Here is a 20,983-nt window from a genome sequence, read left to right as displayed (position 1 = left end):
GCTGACTTGCTCAGGGTGCGACAGCGTAAAGCCGTTGCGACTTTATCAACGACCCAGAGGGTATCTGACCCTCTGGGTCAGTGCCGTCTTCAATGGGTCAAACCAAACTGGAGAATGGTATGGAACACATCGGAAACGATGCTGCGTCTCTGGACGAATCAGGTGGTTGGCATTCCATTGATTGGAAGGCGGTCATGCTGTTCGTAGGGAAGGCGCAGATGCGCATAGCGCAGGCGGAAACGAAGAAGGACTTTCGAAGAGTCGCAAGACTCACAAGGAGCCTGATTCGATCCTGGCAAGCCAAGGCATTGGCGGTCAGGAAAGTAACTGAGAACAAAGGGAAGCGAACGAGTGGCGTCGATTGCGAACTTTGGGACACGCCAACAAAGAAATGGAATGCGATTAGTTGTCTGACCCCCAAAGGGTACCGGGCTCGCCCCCTCAGGCGGGTCTATATCCCGAAGGCCAATGGAAAGGAACGCCCGCTGGGTATACCGACCATGAAGGACAGAGCCATGCAAGCACTTTACTTGCTTGCGCTGGAACCCGCTGTGGAATGTGCGTCTGATCCGAACTCGTATGGGTTTCGGAAAGGACGATCAACACACGACGCGCGCAGCCAGTTGTTTGTATCCCTATCCCAGAAGGCCTCGGCCCAATGGGTGCTGGATGCGGATATCTCTGGGTTCTTTGACAACATCAACCACGAGTGGCTGCTGAACCGGGTTCACATGAACAAGGGGATGCTCGCCAAATGGTTGAAATCAGGAGTAGTGGACAAAGGTCAGCTCCTGCGCACGGATGATGGCACGCCTCAGGGCGGCATCATTTCGCCGACATTAGCGAACATCACCCTCAATGGGCTGGAAACGGGGCTTGCGCAATTCCTTCGGGAAGAGCTTGGCACGGGCAATGCACAGAAGGGGAAGGTGCACTTGGTGCGATATGCAGACGATTTTGTAGTGACAGGTAGCTCGAAAGAGCTGCTTCAAACTGTGATCCAACCGTGGATAGTGAAGTTCCTGCGCGAGCGGGGACTGACGCTGTCCGAGGAAAAGACACGCATTGTGCATATTGACCAAGGTTTTGATTTTCTGGGATGGAACTTCCGAAAATACGGAGGCAAGCTACTCATCAAACCGAGCCAGAAAAACGTGAAAACGTTTTATGGCAAGGTAAAGGAGATCATCGCCACGTCGCTATCGGTTCCAACGGAAACGCTCATACAGCGCTTGAATCCAGTCCTGAAAGGCTGGGCTCAGTATCACAAAGGGACGGTCGCAAAGCAGACCTTCAACGACGTTGACCACCTGATTTACTGGAGGTTAACGCGCTGGGGTTTGCGCAGACATCCCCGCAAATCCGGGAGTTGGGTGTATGCCCATTACTGGAAGCAGTGCGGCTCACGCCGTCGGTTCGCGGGGTTGCAAAATGACTTGGCCGGGAATAACGAACGAATACCGCTCCCGCTGTATTCCTTGACGGACATGAAAATTGTTCGTCACGTCAAAGTGAAGGGGGATTACAACCCTTTCCACCCGGATTGGGTTGCCTATGGGGAGAAGCTACGGGTGCAAAGGATGGGTGACGCCATCTGGAGCATTCAACGGGCCTCCCTGTGGTTCGACCAAGGTGGTATTTGCGCTCTCTGTGGGCAGGAAATAGACATGGCTGATGAAAACATGCACGACCACCATATCGTGTATCGGCAGCTAGGAGGAAGTGATGCTCTCTCCAATCGGATGCTGTTACATCCGATCTGTCACAGGCGTGTCCACGCCCTAGGTTTGAAGGTTATCAAGCCGGTCTCCAGCACGGGAGACTTTAATCTGGCGAAGTAGTCGAAGGTTATGCAACCTGATGACGCTGTGTAGCCAGTGGTCGTGCGTGAGCCGTGTGCGGTGAAAGTCGCAAGCACGGTTCTTTGGGGGGGATATCATCGCAAGATGGTATCCCTACCCTCCATTTTAACTTTGAGCGCCTGGTGGGGTCTGGCCATGGCCATCGGCGCCGCGCTAGCCTACGCCATCCTGGCGCTGGCCACCGCGCGTTTGAGCGAAACCACCACGCGTGGCGTGCTTCTGCTGGCCTGGCTGCTGCACGCCCTCGCCCTGGCCGAGGGCCTGCTCGGCGAACCGCCGCGGTTCGGGTTTGCACCGGCCCTGTCCATGACCGTCTGGCTGGTGCTGAGCGTATATGCGGTGGAAAGCCGGCTATTTCCGCAGCTCAAGGCGCGCTGGACGCTGGCCGGCCTGGGCAGCGCCGCCGTCCTGCTGGCGCTGGTATTTCCCGGTACCAGCTACCACGTGATTGCATCGCCCTGGCTGCCTCTGCACTGGGCGCTGGGCATTGCGTCCTACGGCCTGTTTGCCGCCGCCGTGGTGCATGGCTGGCTGATGAACCGTTCCGAGCGCTCCATCCGTTCCGCCACGCAATCCGACTCCGGCGTACCCCTGCTGACGCTGGAACGGCTGACCTTTCGCTTTGTGCAAGCCGGTTTTGTGCTGCTGACGGCCACGCTGCTGGTCGGCTGGCTGTTTGCCGAAACCCTGTACGGTCCGGGCTTGGCCGGACAATGGAACCACAAGACCATTTTCTCGGTGCTGGCCTGGATCACCTTCGCCGGCCTGCTGGTCGGCCGGGCACGCCTGGGCTGGCGCGGGCGACAGGCGGTGCGGGTGTTGTATCTGGGCTCAGGCCTGCTGCTGCTCGGTTATGTGGGCTCGCGTTTTGTCCTTGAAGTCATTTTGAAGCGCGTATGAAATACCTGTTGGTGATTGTGCTGGCGCTGGTGGTCCTCTGGCTCTGGCGGAGCAACCGGCGCACCGGACAGCCGGACCGGCCCGCGCCGCCGGCCGGCCGGACCGGCAAGCCGGCCACCGAAGTCGTGGCCTGCGCCGTCTGCGCCGTGCACCTGCCCCGTTCGGACGCCCTGCCCGGCGGCAAGGGGTTTTACTGCAGCGACGCACATCGTCGCCAGGCCGAGGGTTGATGACCAGGGCGGCGCCGGACTCCGGGAATTCCTGGTTCGGACCGACAGAAAAATCCGGCGTCTGGGAATCGGACGCCGGCGGCGAGTCCTTCGGCCGGCTGTGGCGGGCGTTCATGGCGGCGCGCGTGACGCTGGCCGCCGTGCTGCTTGCCTTGCAGGCCACCATTTATGCGCTGGGCCAGCCCGTCGGCAAAGCCATGATCGTGCTGTGCGTGGCCTATTTTGTTGCGGCGCTCGCCGTCCGTGTCTGGGCCCATCCGAAACCACCGGGCAGCACCTTCGATGCACAGTGGCTTTCCACGGTTGGCGTCGATGTACTGGCATTTTCGGCGCTCAACTTCCTGCAATCAGGGGCGCTCAACTACACGGCGCTGTTCGCGCTGCCGGTGCTGCTGGCTTCCGTGCTGGGCCCCATCCTGCTGGCCCTCGGTACCGCCGCCAGCGTGGCGCTGCTGCTGCTGGCCGATGCCTGGTGGGCCTCGCTGCAATTGCCGGGCGACTCCACGGCGCGCTTCCTGCAGGCCGGCCTGAGCGGTTCGGGCTTTTTCATCATTGCCCTGCTGGCCAACCAGCTGGCCCTGCGCCTGTCGCGGGAACAAAAGCGGGCCGAACGCAGCCACTCGGCCGCACGCATGCAGACCCAGGTCAATGAACTGGTGATCGACACGCTGGTCGACGGCGTGCTGGTGATCGATACCAAGGGCATCGTTCGCGCGGCCAACCCGGCTTCGCTTCGTTTGCTGGCCATCCAGGACACGGCGCGCGCGGCCCCCTTTGTGCTGGCCGCCGAGACGGCCTGGCAGCCACTGACCGCGCTGGCGCAATTGACGTTTGAGCAGCGCCAGCCGCAGCAGGCCGATGTGAGCCTGGAGCAAACCTCGCGCCATGCCCGTCGCCTGCAGGTGCGTACCCGGCTGGCCGCCTCGCGCGACGGCTCCCACGAGAGCCTGTGCGTGATGTTCCTGGAAGACCTTCGAGAAATGGAAGCCAGGGTGCGCACCGAAAAAATGGCGGCGATGGGGCGCATGTCGGCCGCAGTAGCCCATGAAATCAGGAACCCGCTGGCGGCCATCACGCAAGCCAATGCCCTGCTGGAGGAAGACCTGCAGGACCCCGGACAGCGACAGCTCACAGGCATGGTCAGCCAGAACGCGCAGCGGCTGGCCAGAATCGTCGAGGAAATCCTCAACATCTCCCGCGTTCAGGAGCAGGCGCCCCAGGCGCTGACAAGCGCCCTGCCGCTCGATGACATGGTGCAGCGCATCTGCTCGGACTGGACCCAGCAAACGGCATCGGGCCAGCGGCTGCGCCTGCGTGCAGGCGCCGGCCGGACTGGCGTGCTGTTCGAGGCCGAGCACCTGCGGCGCCTGATGGTCAACCTGCTGGACAACGCCCTGCGTTATGCCAGCGCTGCAGGCGATGCGATACAGGTCACCACCGAAATCACCGCCAACGGGCAGCCCCGGCTGTCGGTCTGGAGCGACGGACAACCGCTCGAAAAAACGGTGCAGTCGCATCTGTTCGAGCCGTTTTTCTCTTCGGAGAGCCGCTCCAGCGGGCTGGGCCTGTATATCTGCAGGGAGCTCTGCGAACGCCATGGTGCGCTCATAGGCTACCAGCGGGCCGTCCACAACGCGGTGGAAGGCAACGAGTTTTTTGTCCTCTTCCGGCCAGCCGTCGCCGCGCAAACTTTGTCCCAGACGGGTTTTGACACAATGTGGTCTGACATCCAGAAAGCACCATGACTCTCCCGACGCAAGCGCACATACTGGTGATTGACGATGAGCCCGACCTGCGCACCCTCTACGAGCTGACCCTGCTGCGCGAAGGCTACCGGGTCGAGGCGGCGGCCGACCTGGCGCAGGCGCGCGCCCAGCTGCAGCAACGACGCTTTGATGCCGTGATCACCGACATGCGCCTGCCCGACGGGCTGGGCCTGGAGCTGCTGCGCGAGATGGTCGCCCAACAGCGTCCCGAACGCTGTGTGGTCATCACCGCCCACGGGTCCGCCGAAAATGCGGTGGAAGCGCTGAAGGCCGGCGCCTTTGACTACCTGACCAAGCCGGTGGACCTCAAGCAGTTTCGCGGCGTGGTGGCGTCGGCCATCCAGGGCCCGGCAACCCCCACGGCCATCCAGGAGCGCAGCCGGCCCGGCAGCGAGGACGGACCCGCCGCCTCCAGGGCCGTCCGGCCGGCGGATGCATCGCCGGCATTGCAGCGCCTGGTCGGCGAATCGACCGTGATGCAGGCCGTCAAGGCCCGCATCGTCAAGGTCGCCAGCAGCATGGCGCCGGTGCTGATCCAGGGCGAGTCCGGCACCGGCAAGGAACTGGTGGCGCGGGCCGTGCACGACTGCAGCCATCGCGCGGCAGGGCCCTTTGTCGCCGTCAACTGCGGCGCCATCCCGGAAAATCTGCTGGAAGCCGAATTTTTCGGGGCCCGCAAAGGCGCCTACACCGGCTCGGCACAGGACAGGCTCGGTTATTTTCAGTCGGCCAAAGGCGGCACCCTTTTTCTGGACGAGATTGGCGACCTGCCGCTGGCGATGCAGTCCAAGCTGTTGCGTGCCATCCAGGAGCGGGTCGTCCGCCCGCTGGGCTCCACCCAGGAGGACACGGTGGATGTGCGCGTTGTCAGCGCCACCCACAAGGATCTGGCCGCTGCGGTGGCGGCCGGCACCTTCCGCCAGGATTTGTACTACCGGCTCAACGTCATTGAAATCAGCGTCCCGCCGTTGCGTGAGCGCCGCGAGGACCTGCCCGCCCTGTGTCGGGACCTGCTCGGAAGGATTTGCCGGGAGTCGGGCTTTCACATGCCGGACCTCTCCGGTCAGGTCCTGGCCACCTTGCAGCAGCACCCCTTCAACGGCAACGTCAGGGAACTCGAGAACCTGTTGCACCGGGCCATTGCCCTCGGCGAAGACGGTGACCTGCATCTCGAATCGCCGCCGGCCGAATATGTCGCCGTGCCGGAAAACCTGCAGGACTTTCTTGACGGGCAGGAGCGCAACATCCTGTCCAAGGTCCTGCAGGAAACCGGCTTCAACCGCACGGCGGCCGCCGCCAAGCTGGGCATCAGCCTGCGCCAGATCCGTTACCGGATTGCCCGCCTGAACATCGTGACGCCCCAGGGTGATGAAGCAGCCGATGAGCCCTCCTGAGCCGGTGTCCGCACTGTGGCAGCAAGGCTGGTACCGCTACGCCAGGGCGCTGACCTCGCCGAACTTCGGTCCGCGACCTGCGTCGGCTTGCATCGACCTGATCGTCATCCACTCCATCAGCCTGCCACCGGGCGAATTTGGCAATGGCCAGGTGCAACGCCTGTTCACCAACCAGCTGGACTGGGACGCCCATCCCTACTTCCAGTCGATGCGCGGCTTGCAGGTGTCTTCCCATTTTTTCATCGCCCGGTCCGGGGAACTCTGGCAGTTTGTCAGCTGTGATGCGCGCGCCTGGCATGCCGGGGAGTCCGGCTACCGCGGCAAAAGCAACTGCAATGACGACTCGATTGGCATCGAGCTCGAAGGCCTGGAAGGCGGGCTGTTCGAACCCGCCCAGTACGAAACCCTGGCCAGCGTCTGCGCGGCGCTGCTGCGCCAGTACCCGATCATGCACCTGGCCGGTCATGAACACATTGCACCCGGCCGCAAGCAGGATCCGGGCTCCGGCTTCAAATGGTCGCGGCTGCAGGATTCGCTGGGCTTGCCGGCTAAGTGTTTTCCCGCAAGCCGCTGATGCCCCTGGCGGTGCCAGCTTGGCCGCCGTCCGTCAACAGCCGCGACCATCGAAAGCCCTGATCGCCTTGCAAGGCGCATGAACACGTGATCGGCACGTGTCCGGCCGATGGATGCCCAGCTTCGGAGCACCCCTGAGGACCCAAACTTGTGCATTTTTTCCTGCAAAAAAAAGCTAAGAAAAGTAAGCGGGACGTGACGCAGCGATTCAGGACCGATACACTACCTGTAGTGCTTGAAATCACTCCAGACCCTAGGTATAGTGTCTTAGCCCTATATCCGATGGATGGATTCAGGTGCCCAACAGCCCAAGGAAAGCCCGCCACCAAGCCAGCCACAGGCAACCGTCAGCCCTTCTTCCTGTCCTGAATCACATCGAACTCACCAACAACAAAGCACAACGAGGAAAATATGCAAACCACCCAACACGCAGTCCCCACCCCCGCCGGCGTGCCTGCCGCACAGCAGTCCCCTGCCAGCAGCGCCCACGCCAGTTCCCTGGCCCATTACCAGATCATCCGCCGCAACGGCGCCGTGGTTCCGTTTGAGCCGAACAAGATCGCTGTGGCGATGATGAAAGCCTTTCTGGCGGTGCACGGCACCCAGGGCGCGGCTTCGGCCAGCGTGCGCGAAACCGTGGACGACCTGACCCAGGCTGTCATGCGCGCCCTGATGCGTTCACGCCCGGGCGGCGGCACCTTCCATATAGAAGACGTGCAGGACCAGGTCGAGCTCGGCCTGATGCGCGGCGGCCACCACGAGATTGCCCGTGCCTATGTGCTGTACCGCGAGAAACGCACGCAGGAACGCGCACGCCAGCCGCAAACGCCGGCCACCCAGGCACCGCAGTTGCATGTGCTGGACGGCGGCAAAAAGGTCACGCTGGACATCGGCAAGCTGCAGGCACTGATCGAAGCCTCCTGCGCCGGCCTTGGCGCCGAGATCAAGCCCGACCCGATCGTGCAGGAAACCATGCGCAACCTGTACGACGGTGTGCCGATCGACGAGGTCTACAAGGCGTCCATCCTGGCGGCCCGCACCCTGATCGAAAAAGACCCGGACTACACCTACGCCACCGCGCGCCTGCTGCTGCACACGATCCGCCGCGAAGTGCTGGGCGAGGAAGTCACCCAGGAAGACATGGGCACACGCTATGCGGAGTATTTCCCCCAGTTCATCGCCAAGGGTGTGCAAAACGAGCTGCTCGATGAAAGACTGCAGCAGTTCGACCTAGAGCGCCTGGGCGCTGCACTCAAACCCGAGCGTGACCTGAAATTCGACTACCTCGGCCTGCAGACCCTGTTCGACCGCTACTTCCTGCACGTGCGCAAGCAGCGCATCGAGCTGCCCCAGGCGTTCTTCATGCGTGTGGCCATGGGCCTGTCGCTCGACGAGATCGACCGTGAAGCCCGCGCCATCGAGTTCTATGAAATCATGTCCTCGTTCGACTTCATGTCGAGCACACCCACGCTGTTCAACGCCGGCACGCTGCGGTCGCAGCTGTCGTCCTGCTACCTGACCACGGTCGCCGATGACCTGGGCGGCATTTACGATGCCATCAAGGAAAACGCGCTGCTGTCGAAGTTCGCCGGCGGCCTGGGCAACGACTGGACCCCGGTGCGCGCACTCGGTGCCCACATCAAGGGCACCAACGGCGAGTCGCAAGGCGTCGTTCCTTTCCTCAAGGTGGTCAACGACACCGCCGTGGCGGTCAACCAGGGCGGCAAGCGCAAGGGCGCGGTCTGCGCCTACCTGGAGACCTGGCACCTGGACATCGAGGAGTTCCTGGAACTGCGCAAGAACACCGGCGACGACCGCCGCCGCACGCATGACATGAACACCGCCAACTGGATTCCCGACCTGTTCATGCGCCGCGTGATGGAAAAAGGCAGTTGGACGCTGTTCTCGCCATCGGACACGCCGGACCTGCACGACAAATTCGGCATCGAGTTCGAAAAGGCCTACACCGCCTACGAAGCCAAGGCCGAACGCGGTGAAATCAAGCCCGCCCGCAAGTTGCAGGCCATCGACATGTGGCGCAAGATGCTGTCGATGCTGTTTGAGACCGGCCATCCCTGGATCACCTTCAAGGATGCCTGCAATGTGCGTTCGCCCCAGCAACACGCCGGCGTCGTTCATTCGTCCAACCTGTGCACCGAGATCACGCTCAACACCAGCGACACCGAAACCGCGGTCTGCAACCTCGGCTCCGTGAATCTGGTGCAGCACCTGAAAGACGGCGCGGTGGACCACGAGAAGCTCAAGAAAACCATCACCACGGCCATGCGCATGCTGGACAACGTGATCGACATCAATTACTACGCCGTCAAGAAGGCACGCGACTCCAATATGCGCCACCGTCCGGTCGGCCTGGGCATCATGGGTTTCCAGGACTGCCTGTACGAGCTGCGCATCCCGTATGCGTCGGATGCCGCGGTCGAGTTTGCCGACAAGTCCATGGAAGCCGTCTGCTACCACGCCTACTGGGCCTCGACCGAACTGGCCAGAGAGCGCGGCAAGTACACCAGCTACAAGGGCTCGCTCTGGGACCAGGGCATCCTGCCGCTGGACACGCTGGACCTGCTGGCCAAGCAGCGCGGCGGCTATCTGGAAGTGGATCGCTCGGCGACGCTGGACTGGGACGCGCTGCGCCAGAAGATCGCAGCCGACGGCATGCGCAATTCCAACTGCGTGGCCATCGCCCCGACCGCCACCATCTCCAACATCATCGGCGTGGATGCCTGCATCGAGCCCTGCTTCGGCAACCTCTCGGTCAAGTCCAACCTGTCCGGCGAATTCACGGTCATCAACCACTACCTGGTGCGCGACCTCAAGCGCCTGGGTTTGTGGGACGACGTGATGGTGGTGGACCTCAAACACTTTGACGGCTCGCTGCGTCCCATCGACCGCGTGCCGCAGGACATCAAGGCGCTGTACGCCACGGCGTTCGAGGTCGACGCCACCTGGCTGGTTGAAGCCGCGTCACGCCGCCAGAAGTGGATCGACCAGGCGCAGTCGCTCAACATCTACATGGCCGGCGCCTCGGGCAAGAAGCTCGACGACACCTACAAGCTCGCCTGGCTGCGCGGCCTGAAGACCACCTACTACCTGCGCACCATGAGCGCGACGCACGCAGAAAAGTCCACCGTGAAAGCCGGCAAGATGAATGCCGTAGCCTCCGGCAACACCGATGACACCGGCAGCATGAATGCACTCGATGCGGCAGCAGCCACAGCGCAGGCGCAGATGAGCGCATCACCTGCGACGGACATCAAGTTTTGCGCGATCGACGATCCAGGATGTGAGGCCTGCCAATAAAAAAAACGGATCACGGCGCCGGAAAAAACCGGCGCCTGATTCGATGTAATTGAGCAACACTAATTCAGCGTGATGTGAATGAACACTTTTCATTTTGTATCGCTGCTTTCATAATCCAACTTATTGGAAACATCTATGTTGACCTGGGACGAAGAAGCTAAACCATCGTTGCAAAAACCTCTTGCCAGCGCCCTTCCCGAAGGCCGCTCGATGGAACTTCCGCCTCTTTCTTTGCAGCCCCATGCTGCAGCCCGCCTGCTCGACGACAGCGCCTTGACTTCTTCAGGCGTGCGCGCAGCACCGGCCACCGTGGCACCCACCGCCCATCGCGTCAAAGCCGCCGACAAACGCATCATCAACGGCCAGACCGACGTGAACCAGCTGGTTCCGTTCAAGTACAAATGGGCCTGGGAAAAATACCTGGCCAGCTGCGCCAACCACTGGATGCCGCAGGAAGTGAACATGACGCGCGACATCGCGCTCTGGAAAGACCCGAACGGCCTGACGGAAGACGAACGCCGTCTGGTCAAGCGCAACCTCGGTTTTTTTGTCACCGCCGACTCGCTGGCCGCCAACAACATCGTGCTGGGCACTTACCGGCACATCACGGCACCCGAGTGCCGCCAGTTTCTGCTGCGCCAGGCGTTTGAAGAAGCCATCCACACCCACGCCTACCAGTACATCACCGAATCGCTGGGTCTGGATGAAAGCGAGATCTTCAACGCCTACAACGAAGTGCAGTCGATCAGGGACAAGGACCAGTTCCTGATTCCCTTCATCGATGCCATCTCGGACCCCAACTTCAAGACTGGCACCCAGGAAGCGGACCAGACCCTGCTGAAGTCGCTGATCGTGTTCGCCTGCCTGATGGAAGGCCTGTTCTTCTATGTCGGCTTCACGCAGATCCTGGCGCTGGGCCGCCAGAACAAGATGACCGGCGCCGCCGAGCAGTACCAGTACATCCTGCGCGACGAGTCCATGCACTGCAACTTCGGCATCGACCTGATCAACCAGCTCAAGCTCGAGAACCCGCTGCTGTGGACCGCCGAGTTCAAGGCCGAGATCAAGGCCCTGTTCATGAAGGCGGTCGAGCTCGAATACCGCTACGCCGAGGACACCATGCCGCGCGGCGTGCTGGGCCTCAACGCGTCCATGTTCAAGGGTTACCTGCGCTACATCGCCAACCGCCGGGCTACGCAGATCGGCCTGGAAACGCTGTTCCCGAACGAGGAAAACCCGTTCCCCTGGATGAGCGAAATGATCGACCTGAAGAAGGAACGCAACTTTTTCGAAACCCGTGTGATCGAGTACCAGTCCGGTGGTGCTCTCTCCTGGGACTGACCGACAAGCCGACACAACAATGATTTCCAGACTTGCATTGACCACCGACCGCACCGCAGAAGTGCGCGCGTTGGGCTTTGCTCCCGTGTTCGCGGCGCTGGGCCCGGTTCGCCGACAGCCCAACGCCGTGAATCGCTTCGCGTACTCCAGACGTGAAGTGATCTTTGCAATGTGATCAAGGAGAAAACTATGGCAACTGCGAAAAAAACTGCGGCTAAAAAAGCTGCTCCGAAGAAAGCCCCTGCGAAAAAAGTAGCGGCTAAAAAAGCACCTGCTAAAAAAGTAGCAGCGAAAAAAGCCCCGGCCAAAAAAGCGCCAGCGAAAAAAGTAGCAGCTAAAAAAGCTCCTGCGAAAAAAGCGCCAGCGAAAAAAGCCCCGGCTAAAAAAGTAGCGGCGAAAAAGCCTGCTGCGAAAAAAGCAGCAGCTAAAAAGCCTGCGGCGAAAAAAGTAGCGAAAAAAGCGCCAGCGAAGAAAGCTGCTGCGAAGAAACCCGCTGCCAAAAAGCCAGCAGCCAAGAAAGCAGCGAAAAAGCCCGCTGCGAAGAAAGCCGCGAAAAAACCCGCTGCCAAAGCTCCTGCTGCTCCGGCTGCCCCTGCGGCTCAGACTACTCTGAACCCGCAAGCTGCCTGGCCGTTTCCGACAGCCAGCAAGCCGTAAACAGTAAGACACTTGGCCTGAAGCCCGACATCGCAAGATGCCGGGCTTTTTTACTTTCAGGGTGGGGTGCGAGGCACCGACTGCACCTTCTTCAGGGCAGCCGACCCCGTGGAGGCGTCCCAGTTGCTACAAATTCAGTAGCTGATTGCGCCCATACAAAAAGGGCTGGAAGCCTTTTTGGCTTTTAATCGATGCTTACAGGCCAATCTGAGCGGACGTGAGCGTGTAGTTCTGGCCGCCGCGGAAAGCAATCTTGTGGGCACCGACGCGATTGCCCAGCTCGGCACAGCGCACCAGCGACCAGCCTTTTTCGAGGCCGAACAGCAGGGCCCCGCGAAAAGCGTCGCCGCAACCGGTCGGGTCCACCACTTCCGTGGCCAGCACCGGCGCGACCAGCGTCTTGTCGCCGTCCACCCAGACCTCGCAACCGTGCGCCCCGAGTGTCACCACCAGGCCCTGCACCCGCTTCGAGATTTCGGCGCAGGACAAACCGGTCCGGTCGCACAGCAGCTTGGCCTCGTAGTCGTTGACCGTGACCCAGCTCGCCAGCTCGACAAAATGGGCCAGGTCCTTGCCGTCAAACATGGGCAGGCCCTGGCCGGGATCGAACACAAAAGGAATACCGGCGGCCTTGAACTGCTCGGCATGCTGCAGCATGGCGTCGCGCCCGTCCGGCGAGATGATGCCGATACTGATATCGGTGCGCGGCGCAATTTTTGTCGTATGCGCCTGGCCCATCGCCCCGGGATGGAAGGCGGTGATCTGGTTGTTGTCGCGGTCCGTCATGATCATGGCCTGGGCGGTGTAGGTGTCTCCCACCTCCCTGACAAACTCGGTGCTGATGCCCAGTGTGTTCAGGCGCGCCACATACTCGGCCCCGTCGGTACCCACGGTGGCCATGGGCAAGGGCGTTCCGCCCAGCTGCTGCAGGCTGTAGGCGATGTTGCCGGCGCAACCGCCAAACTCCCGGCGCAGGGCCGGCACCAGGAAGGACACATTGAGGATGTGCAGCTGGTCGGGCAGGATCTGCTCGGCAAAGCGCCCCTCAAACGTCATGATGGTGTCAAAGGCCAGGGAACCACAAATTACAGCAGGCATGGGATGGATCTCGATTCAGTCAGGGATAAAAAGCAAGGACCCGGTAGCCAGCAATCCGCAAGGGCGCGGAAGGCCGCACGGGCGGCGTTTGGGACGCGCTGGCGTCGGGTGGGGAATTCAAAATTCTGATGGCCAGCACGCCGGAAAATTCGGCGCCTGCCGCCAGCGTGGGGCCGGTGGCGCCCAGTTCGGCCGGGGTCAGTACACGCCGCAGTTGCGCCTGGTCCTGGGTGTCGGTCAGTGTCAGCTCCAGCGACGGCAGGGCCAAGGGGATCGCACCTGCGTTCCTGATCACCACCTTGAGCCGGTAGGCGTCGGCGGCGAGTTTGTTGAAGGCCGAACTCTCGATCACCACCGATTCAATCTGCTGTGGCGGCCTGATCTCGCAATGCAGCGAGGCACACAGTGTGTCCAGGGCCGGACGCAGCCAGGGCTGCGACACGGCCAGCGTATGTCTCTGGAACAGGGCGCCCTGCAGCAGCAGGGCGGCCAAGAGCACCGATGCTGCCAATCCCAGCGCCACGCGCAGTGCAGGCCGGCGCCAGAACGCATCGCGCCTGGCCTCACGCACAAACGACACCTCGTGGCCATGGTCGGGAACAGGGGCCCCCGATTCATCGAAGGCACTTTCCGTGTAGCCCGATCGCGCTGCGGGTGCCGCCGCTCCGGGAAAGTCGGATGGCTCCGGGCTCACCGAAAAGGCGAACACGTCGGCGGCGAGGTCTGGCGACGGCGACACCTGGACTTCCGGCACCGATGCGGACGCGGCAACCGATGCGGCCTCTGGCGCCGGAACGGGATCAGACCAGTCGGCCTCCGGCTCCGCAGAAGGCGCCACCAGCATGGGGGCCACGGATGCCGCCCCGCCGCGGTCCTCCCGCAGGTCAGACAGGGCATCGGGTGCAGGGGACACCGGAGCGTCGGAGGACGACGCGGTTGCCTGGGGTGCGTAGGGCTGCAGGTTGGCTGCTGCGTCAAAAACTTCGGCGCAGTGCCCGCAACGCACCCAGCCCTGGGAAATCTTGAGTTGGTCGGCCACGACTTTGAACATCGTGCCGCAGGCAGAACAGCGCGTAATCAGGCTCATTTAGCGCCTTATTGTACGGGGCGTGTACGGGGCGTGACGAGGCGCAAGCCCGCTCAAAGCCGGGCGGTCATCAGTATCCAGCCGTCTTCCTGGTCCGTCACCTGCAGCTGACAGTAAGGCGCATAAGCGGCCTTGAGTTCGTCGGCCTGCCGCTCGAGAATGCCGGCCAGCACCAGCGCACCGCCGGGAGCCACACGCGCACACAACAGGGGCGCCAGCACCTTGAGCGGCGTGGCCAGGATGTTGGCCAGCACGGTCTGGTAAGTGCCTTCGGCCTTGTCAGGCAAGCCGGCATTCAGGGTGACATGGTTGGCTTCAGCATTGGCACGTGTGGACTCAACAGCGGCTTCGTCAATATCGACGGCATCAATAGCGACCGCCCCAAACTTGGCAGCGCCAATCGCCAGAATGCCCGAGCCACAACCATAGTCGAGGACGCGGCCCAATGGCTTGTTCGCCGCGCCCTGGCCGGCAATCCAGCGCAAACACATGCGCGTGGTCGGGTGGGTGCCCGTGCCAAAAGCCAGCCCCGGGTCCAGGCGGATCACCTGCCGGGCCTGCGCGGGCGGTTCGTGCCAGGTCGGGACGATCCAGAACTCGGGGGTGATCTCCACCGGCGTGAATTGCGACTGCGTCAGCCGCACCCAATCCTGCTCGGGCACCGCCTGGACGGCCACCAGCTGGCAGCCGGCAAAAAAGTCCTGCGCGGCCAGCACGCCGGCGGCATCGCGCGCGCCGGCTTCATCGGAGAAAAGCGACACCACGCGCGAACGCTCCCAGCCGGCCCTGGGCGGCGGCATGCCGGGCTCGCCAAACAGGGCCTGTTCGGCCGGCGTTTGTGCGTCGGCATCTTCGACCGACACACTGAGTGCGTCGAGCGCCTCCAGCGCATCGCTCAGTGTTTCCACGCTGGCCACTGGGGCCAGCAAAACCAGTTCAAACATGCTCTTGGGCTGGAGCGCGCCCGGTTCAGCGGTCACGTTGCGACAACCACTCTTCAAGGTAGTGGATGTTGGTGCCGCCGTCCATGAACTTGGCATCCACCATCAATTCACGGTGCAGCGCGATGTTGGTGTTGATGCCCTCGACCACGGTTTCGGCCAGCGCCGTGCGCATGCGCGCCAGGGCCTGCTCGCGGGTGTCGCCGTGCACAATGATCTTGCCGACCATCGAGTCGTAATTCGGCGGCACAAAGTAGTTCGTGTAGATGTGCGAATCCACCCGCACACCCGGCCCGCCCGGCATGTGCCAGGTGGTGATGCGCCCCGGCGACGGAACAAACTTGTAGGGGTCTTCCGCGTTGATGCGGCATTCGATCGCATGGCCCTTGATTTCGATCTGGCGCTGCGTGAAAGGCAGTTTTTCGCCGGCAGCTATCTGGATCTGCGACCGGACGATATCCACGCCGGTGACCCACTCGGTCACCGGGTGCTCGACCTGGACCCGGGTGTTCATCTCGATGAAGTAGAACTCGCCGTTTTCGTAGAGGAACTCGAAGGTCCCGGCGCCGCGATAACCAATCTTCTTGACGGCCGCGACGCAGCGTTCGCCGATGCGCTCGATGATCTTGCGCGGAATGCCCGGGGCCGGCGCCTCTTCAATCACCTTCTGGTGGCGGCGCTGCATGGAGCAGTCCCGCTCCCCGAGCCAGACCGCATTTTTGTGCTGGTCGGCGAGGATCTGGATTTCGATGTGGCGCGGGTTCTGCAGGAATTTTTCCATGTAGACCTCGGGGTTGCCAAAGGCAGCGCCCGCTTCGGCCTTGGTGGTCTGCACCGCATGCAGCAGCGCCGCTTCGGTGTGCACCACCCGCATGCCACGCCCGCCGCCGCCACCGGCTGCCTTGATGATGACGGGGTAGCCGACCTGCTTGGCCGTGCGCTTGATGACCGCCGGGTCGTCAGGCAGGGCGCCTTCGGAGCCCGGCACACAGGGCACGCCGGCTTTGATCATGGTCTGCTTGGCCGAGACCTTGTCGCCCATGATGCGTATGGATTCGGGCGATGGGCCAATGAACTTGAAGCCGCTTTTTTCAACCCGTTCGGCAAAGTCGGCGTTTTCGCTCAGGAAACCGTAGCCGGGGTGAATCGCCTCGGCGTCCGTCACCTCGGCGGCCGAGATGATGGCCGGCATGTTGAGGTAGCTCAGCGCGGAAGGCGCCGGACCGATGCAGACCGACTCGTCCGCGAGCTTGATGTACTTGGCCTCGCGGTCAGCCTCGGAATACACCATCACGGCCTTGACGCCGAGTTCCCGGCAGGCGCGCTGGATGCGGAGCGCAATTTCGCCGCGGTTGGCGATCAGTATCTTTTTGAACATGCAGCGGTCACTCGATCATGAAGAGCGGCTGTCCGTACTCCACCGCCTGACCGTTCTCGCACAGGATGCGGGTGATGGTGCCGGATTTGTCCGCTTCAATCTCGTTGAGGATTTTCATCGCCTCGATGATGCAGATGGTCTCGCCTTCCTTGACCTGGCTGCCCACTTCCACGTACGCCTTGGCGCCGGGGCTGGACGAGCGGTAAAAGGTGCCGACCATCGGGGACTTGACTGCATGACCTGCCGGCGCGGCCGGTGCCGCGGCCTCGGCAGCTGCCGGCACGCCGGCCGCCGGGGCGGCCACCGGTGCCGGCATCATGGTCATGGGGGCCTGCATCACCATGGGCGTGCCGCCCGATTTGACGATACGGACCTTGCCTTCGGCCTCGGTGATTTCCAGTTCGGACACATTGGACTCGGAAACGAGGTCAATCAGTGTCTTGAGTTTTCTTAAATCCATGGTTTCTCCAACGACGGTCGGCGCCTTGAGGCGGGCACCTCTGACATTCATCTTGCCGGCGGCATGACTGGCGGACTCCAGCGCTGATCGCGCCTAAATTCCGCTTTTTACACCCTTCGGCGCCTAAAAATCAGCTAACTTTATTAATTCAGGCTATTTAGCCAGACGCGAAAGGGCGAAGTCTACCGCATAGCGGTAACCAGCCGGCCCGAAACCGGCCATCACAGCTTCAGCCACATCCGAAAAATAGGAGTGGTGGCGAAAGGCTTCGCGCCGATGGACGTTGGAAAGATGCACCTCCACAAACGGAATGGCCACCCCCGCAATCGCATCGCGGATGGCCACACTGGTATGCGTGAAGGCCGCCGGGTTGATGACGATGAACTGCGTGCCGTCGGTACGTGCCTGCTGGATGCGGTCAACCAGGACGCCCTCGTGGTTGCTCTGAAAAGTCTGTAGCGATGTGCCGCGATCTGCGGCGAATTTGACCAAATCTTCGTTAATTTGATCCAACGTGGTCACCCCGTACACCTGCGGCTCGCGGGTGCCCAGCAGGTTCAGATTCGGTCCATGCAATACCAGTATGCTCATCAACACTGTCTCCTTTCCGGCCGGCCGCCGGGCAAGCCCGAACTTTACCCCATATCCACCCGGTATCCGGCCGGCAACCAGGACTCAACTCGGCCCGGCCTCTCAGGCCAGTTGCACCCATTGGGCCAGATCCTCGGGCGTCACCTTGCCGCTTTTGCGATGCAGCAGTTGACCGGACGCTCCAAACACCACGGTGAAGGGCAGCCCCCCGGACAGGTTGCCCAGCGACTTGCTCAGCTCCGTGCCGGAAAAACCAGCCATGGCCACCGGAAAACCCAAGGGCTTGCGCTGCAGCCAGGCCCGCACCGCACTGGGTTGATCCACGGCCAAACCCAGAACTTGCCAGCTTTTAGCCTTGTTTTCCCGATAAAAGCCATCAAGAAGAGGCAATTCCTCGATGCATGGCGGACACCAGGTGGCCCAGAAATTGACCAGCAGGGGTTTGCCGGAAAAACTGGCCAGCGCCAGGCTGGCACCGTCAGGCGTGTCAAAAGCCTGCGCCCAAAACGGATCCAGCGTACCGCCCTGTCCGCTCGAAGCGACGGATGCAGATGCACCATGCGGCTGGAGCTGCCGCCAGGCCACGCCCGCGCCGGCAAGAGCGGCGGCCGCTGCCACCCCGCCCACCATCAGCTGCCGGCGGTTCATGAATGGGACTCCTGGCTGGTCATCAGCAATTTTTGCACATCGGCCAGGTCCCCACGCGGCTTGCGGCCTTTGGCATCGGGCCGCAACGCACCGCGCAGGTGGTCGTGGTCGTACACCATCAGATGCACGCCCACCGTTTCCTGCAGCGGCTTGCACAGGCTGCGCACGCTCAGCGCCTCGACGCTGTCGCCGGTAAAGCCAGTGACGGTACGCGGTTCGTAATCCACGTCGTGGTCGATCAGCGCAATTTCGGCGGATTTCGGGTCGTCGCAAAACAGCTGGATATAGATGTCGGACAAGCGCGTGGCCGTGCCGTGCCAGACGGCGCCGCCCAGATAGGGGCGAAACTGCGCCATGCGCTGCATCCAGGTCAGGGCGAGCGCGCGCAGCGCGGCCAGCTCGGCCGGCTGGGTGTCCGCGCAGAACAGCGCAATGTACTCGCGCACCGCGTCTTCGACCTCGTCGTTGCCCGGCAGCTCACTGCGGCCGGGCAGGTCCATCTGCTTGACGGCACGGCGTTTGGCCGGGCCGTATTCCAGGCCTTCTTCCACGACCAGCGCGGCGGCAGTGGCGGCAATTTCCAGTTTCAGGGTGTGGGGGTTCACGGTGGGGTTCTCGACGATGTGCCGCCAGCAAATCGGCGGTCGCATGAATGATTCTGCATGGGGTTGACCCGACCAGCAGCAGTAAAGTTGCAGGTAACGGGCAAGGCAGCCTCCCGCCAAAAGCCCGTCTCACCCATATTGCTATCAAATAAGTAGCGTTTCGTGCACGATGTATTTGGGCCACGGCCCTGTTTCGTCAAAACTTCCGAGCCAAAAACAGTTGCGTGCCAGGACCGCCCGGCCAGCTGCGGGCCTCCTAGAATACCTGCATGCACATACATATTCTGGGAATCTGCGGCACCTTCATGGGGGGGCTGGCTGCGCTGGCCCGCGAGGCCGGGCACAAGGTCACGGGTTGCGACACGGGCGTCTATCCCCCGATGAGCGATCAGCTGCGCGCGCTGGGGATCGAGCTGATTGAAGGTTATGGCGCCGACCAGATGGCCTTTCAGCCTGATGTTTTTGTAGTCGGCAATGTGGTCTCCCGCGCGCATGACGCCAGCGGCAAACCCAAATTCCCCCTGATGGAGGCCATTCTGGACGCCGGCGTGCCCTACACCAGCGGCCCGCAGTGGCTGTCCGGCCATGTGCTGCACCACCCGACGCACCACCCCACCGGTCCGCGCCATGTGCTGGCCGTCGCGGGCACCCACGGCAAAACCACCACGACGGCCATGCTGAGCTGGATTCTGGAGTGCGCCGGCCTGCAGCCGGGCTTTCTGGTCGGCGGCGTGCCGCTGAACTTCGGCGTGTCGGCGCGGCTGGGCAGCGGCAACACCTTTGTGATCGAGGCCGACGAATACGATACCGCCTTTTTTGACAAGCGCAGCAAGTTCGTCCACTACCGGCCGCGCACCGCCATCCTGAACAACCTCGAGTTCGACCACGCCGACATCTTCGACAACCTGGCGGCGATCGAGCGCCAGTTCCACCACCTGGTGCGCACGGTGCCCGGCACCGGCCGGATTGTTGTCAATGCCCGCGAAGACAGCCTGGCCCGCGTGCTGGCCCAGGGCTGCTGGAGTGAGCGGGTACTTTTCGGCGGCGCCGCGGCCGAAGGCTTCGCGGCCCAGGGGGAACCCGACGCTTTCGACGTGCTCCGGGACGGCCGCAAAGCCGCGCGGGTTGAATGGGGCATCGGTGGCGTGCACAACCAGCTCAATGCACTGGCCGCCATCGCCGCGGCCGAGCATGTGGGTGTGGCGCCGCAAGCGGCCGCCGAAGCCCTGGCCAGCTTCGAGAACGTGAGGCGCCGCATGGAAGTGCGCGGCACGGTGGCGCGCGCCGGCGGCACCATCACCGTGTACGACGACTTTGCGCACCACCCGACCGCCATCCACACCACCATCGACGGACTGCGCCGCCAGCTGGCCGGCGCGGGCGGCGCCCAGCGCATCCTGGCGATCTTCGAGCCACGCAGCAACACCATGAAGCTGGGCACCATGACGGCGCAGCTGCCCTGGAGCCTGGAGCAGGCCGACCTGGCGTTTTGCCATGCCGGCGGACTGGACTGGGACGCCAAGGCAGCGCTGGCCCCCATGGGTGCGCGCGCGCAGGTGGCCGACAACCTCGACCAGTTGCTGACGCAGGTCAAAGCCGCCGCGCGTCCCGGCGACCATTTACTGTGCATGAGCAACGGCGGTTTTGGCGGCATCCACGTCCGGCTGCTGGAGGCGCTGCAGGCCGGCTGATTGCTCTATTTTTTATAGCTGTCTGCAACCTCTGCTCAAGGGCCGCAGGCCAAAATCATCCTCAAACTCAGTAGCTGATCGCCATCGCCGGCACATCGATGTGAATCACCGGTTTGGCCAGCGAGGCGCTGGCCGCACGTGCAAACGCCTGGGCCCAGGCGACGTCGGCAAACTGCTGCGGACCCGCGGCCTGGGCCACCACCAGCACCTTGTCGGCCATCAGCAACTTGCCGGTGGGCCGCAGTGGCTCGCAGCCCATCTGGGTGAATTGCTCATCAAGCCAGGCCCTGGCAGCCTCGTGTGGCATGGGTTGGACCTCGTTGAGGTCTACCCGCAAGGGCGGGCTGTTTTTGAAGGTGACGGTGACTTCGCTGTACATGGGTTGCCTCGGTATCGGATCGGGATGCCCGCCAGCATGAGCGCCACGGCCCAGTCCGGCAATC

20 protein-coding genes are annotated in these 20,983 nt (G+C 62.6%); 11 read left to right on the top strand and 9 right to left on the bottom strand.

Annotation, left to right across the window (positions count from 1 at the left end; translation table 11 throughout):
- Positions 1-119: 119 nt before the first annotated feature.
- From ltrA to B7G53_RS05140, 10 genes are all read left to right on the top strand, one after another.
- Positions 120-1,841 (top strand): group II intron reverse transcriptase/maturase, encoded by a 1,722-nt coding sequence (gene ltrA, locus B7G53_RS05180; protein WP_096664517.1) that lies wholly within the window; start codon positions 120-122, stop codon positions 1,839-1,841.
- Positions 1,842-1,946: 105 nt separating this feature from the next.
- Positions 1,947-2,762, top strand: coding sequence for a cytochrome C assembly family protein (locus tag B7G53_RS05175; RefSeq protein WP_096664514.1), 816 nt, complete (start codon positions 1,947-1,949; stop codon positions 2,760-2,762).
- The gene (locus B7G53_RS05170; protein WP_096664511.1) at positions 2,759-2,992 is read left to right on the top strand and encodes a PP0621 family protein; all 234 of its coding nucleotides are present in this window, start codon (positions 2,759-2,761) and stop codon (positions 2,990-2,992) included. Before B7G53_RS05175 ends, B7G53_RS05170 begins: the two co-directional genes overlap by 4 nt.
- Positions 2,992-4,737 (top strand): sensor histidine kinase, encoded by a 1,746-nt coding sequence (locus B7G53_RS05165; RefSeq protein ID WP_096664508.1) that lies wholly within the window; start codon positions 2,992-2,994, stop codon positions 4,735-4,737. Before B7G53_RS05170 ends, B7G53_RS05165 begins: the two co-directional genes overlap by 1 nt.
- A complete protein-coding gene (locus tag B7G53_RS05160) occupies positions 4,734-6,152 on the top strand; it encodes a sigma-54-dependent transcriptional regulator (protein WP_096664506.1) in 1,419 nt (472 codons plus the stop codon). Before B7G53_RS05165 ends, B7G53_RS05160 begins: the two co-directional genes overlap by 4 nt.
- Complete coding sequence (ampD, locus tag B7G53_RS05155; protein ID WP_096664503.1) at positions 6,139-6,726, top strand: 1,6-anhydro-N-acetylmuramyl-L-alanine amidase AmpD; 588 nt, start codon at positions 6,139-6,141, stop codon at positions 6,724-6,726. Before B7G53_RS05160 ends, ampD begins: the two co-directional genes overlap by 14 nt.
- 410 nt (positions 6,727-7,136) lie before the next feature.
- Entirely contained in the window at positions 7,137-10,043 is a 2,907-nt protein-coding gene (locus B7G53_RS05150) for a ribonucleoside-diphosphate reductase subunit alpha (protein WP_096664500.1), read from the top strand.
- 135 nt (positions 10,044-10,178) lie between these two features.
- On the top strand, positions 10,179-11,384 hold the full coding sequence (locus B7G53_RS05145; protein ID WP_096664498.1) for a ribonucleotide-diphosphate reductase subunit beta: 1,206 nt from the start codon (positions 10,179-10,181) through the stop codon (positions 11,382-11,384).
- Between the two features lie 19 nt (positions 11,385-11,403).
- Positions 11,404-11,559: a hypothetical protein gene (locus B7G53_RS22810; protein ID WP_176491288.1), complete on the top strand. Its 156-nt coding sequence runs from the start codon at positions 11,404-11,406 to the stop codon at positions 11,557-11,559.
- A gap of 14 nt (positions 11,560-11,573) precedes the next feature.
- Positions 11,574-12,041 carry a histone H1-like DNA-binding protein gene (locus tag B7G53_RS05140; RefSeq protein ID WP_096664495.1) on the top strand — a complete coding sequence of 156 codons (468 nt, stop codon included), beginning with the start codon at positions 11,574-11,576 and terminating at the stop codon, positions 12,039-12,041.
- A 195-nt stretch (positions 12,042-12,236) separates the two neighbouring features.
- Here the strand turns inward: B7G53_RS05140 and B7G53_RS05135 are convergent, their stop codons facing one another.
- From B7G53_RS05135 to B7G53_RS05100, 8 genes are all read right to left on the bottom strand, one after another.
- Complete coding sequence (locus B7G53_RS05135; RefSeq protein ID WP_096664488.1) at positions 12,237-13,139, bottom strand: carbohydrate kinase family protein; 903 nt, start codon at positions 13,137-13,139, stop codon at positions 12,237-12,239.
- A 19-nt stretch (positions 13,140-13,158) separates the two neighbouring features.
- A complete protein-coding gene (locus B7G53_RS22805; protein WP_176491287.1) occupies positions 13,159-14,226 on the bottom strand; it encodes a DUF3426 domain-containing protein in 1,068 nt (355 codons plus the stop codon).
- Positions 14,227-14,279: 53 nt separating this feature from the next.
- Positions 14,280-15,170 (bottom strand): 50S ribosomal protein L11 methyltransferase, encoded by an 891-nt coding sequence (prmA, locus tag B7G53_RS05125; protein WP_096664645.1) that lies wholly within the window; start codon positions 15,168-15,170, stop codon positions 14,280-14,282.
- Positions 15,171-15,195: 25 nt separating this feature from the next.
- Positions 15,196-16,545 (bottom strand): acetyl-CoA carboxylase biotin carboxylase subunit, encoded by a 1,350-nt coding sequence (accC, locus tag B7G53_RS05120; protein ID WP_096664485.1) that lies wholly within the window; start codon positions 16,543-16,545, stop codon positions 15,196-15,198.
- Positions 16,546-16,552: 7 nt separating this feature from the next.
- A complete protein-coding gene (gene accB, locus B7G53_RS05115) occupies positions 16,553-17,005 on the bottom strand; it encodes an acetyl-CoA carboxylase biotin carboxyl carrier protein (protein ID WP_096664481.1) in 453 nt (150 codons plus the stop codon).
- Between the two features lie 153 nt (positions 17,006-17,158).
- On the bottom strand, positions 17,159-17,599 hold the full coding sequence (gene aroQ / locus B7G53_RS05110) for a type II 3-dehydroquinate dehydratase (protein ID WP_096664478.1): 441 nt from the start codon (positions 17,597-17,599) through the stop codon (positions 17,159-17,161).
- 99 nt (positions 17,600-17,698) lie between these two features.
- Positions 17,699-18,244 carry a TlpA family protein disulfide reductase gene (locus B7G53_RS05105; RefSeq protein WP_096664475.1) on the bottom strand — a complete coding sequence of 182 codons (546 nt, stop codon included), beginning with the start codon at positions 18,242-18,244 and terminating at the stop codon, positions 17,699-17,701.
- Positions 18,241-18,894, bottom strand: coding sequence for a hypothetical protein (locus B7G53_RS05100; protein ID WP_096664472.1), 654 nt, complete (start codon positions 18,892-18,894; stop codon positions 18,241-18,243). Before B7G53_RS05100 ends, B7G53_RS05105 begins: the two co-directional genes overlap by 4 nt.
- 224 nt (positions 18,895-19,118) lie before the next feature.
- On the opposite strand from B7G53_RS05100, the gene mpl reads away from it, so the two are divergent.
- Entirely contained in the window at positions 19,119-20,540 is a 1,422-nt protein-coding gene (gene mpl, locus B7G53_RS05095; RefSeq protein WP_096664469.1) for a UDP-N-acetylmuramate:L-alanyl-gamma-D-glutamyl-meso-diaminopimelate ligase, read from the top strand.
- 67 nt (positions 20,541-20,607) lie between these two features.
- On the opposite strand, the gene B7G53_RS05090 is transcribed toward mpl, so the two are convergent.
- Positions 20,608-20,919, bottom strand: a complete 312-nt coding sequence (locus B7G53_RS05090) for a hypothetical protein (protein ID WP_096664466.1) — start codon at positions 20,917-20,919, stop codon at positions 20,608-20,610.
- Positions 20,920-20,983: the final 64 nt, after the last annotated feature.

Source organism: Polaromonas sp. AET17H-212 (assembly GCF_002379085.1).
In the GTDB taxonomy this organism is placed as follows: domain Bacteria; phylum Pseudomonadota; class Gammaproteobacteria; order Burkholderiales; family Burkholderiaceae_C; genus Polaromonas.
This window is presented reverse-complemented; position numbering and strand designations above follow the sequence as displayed.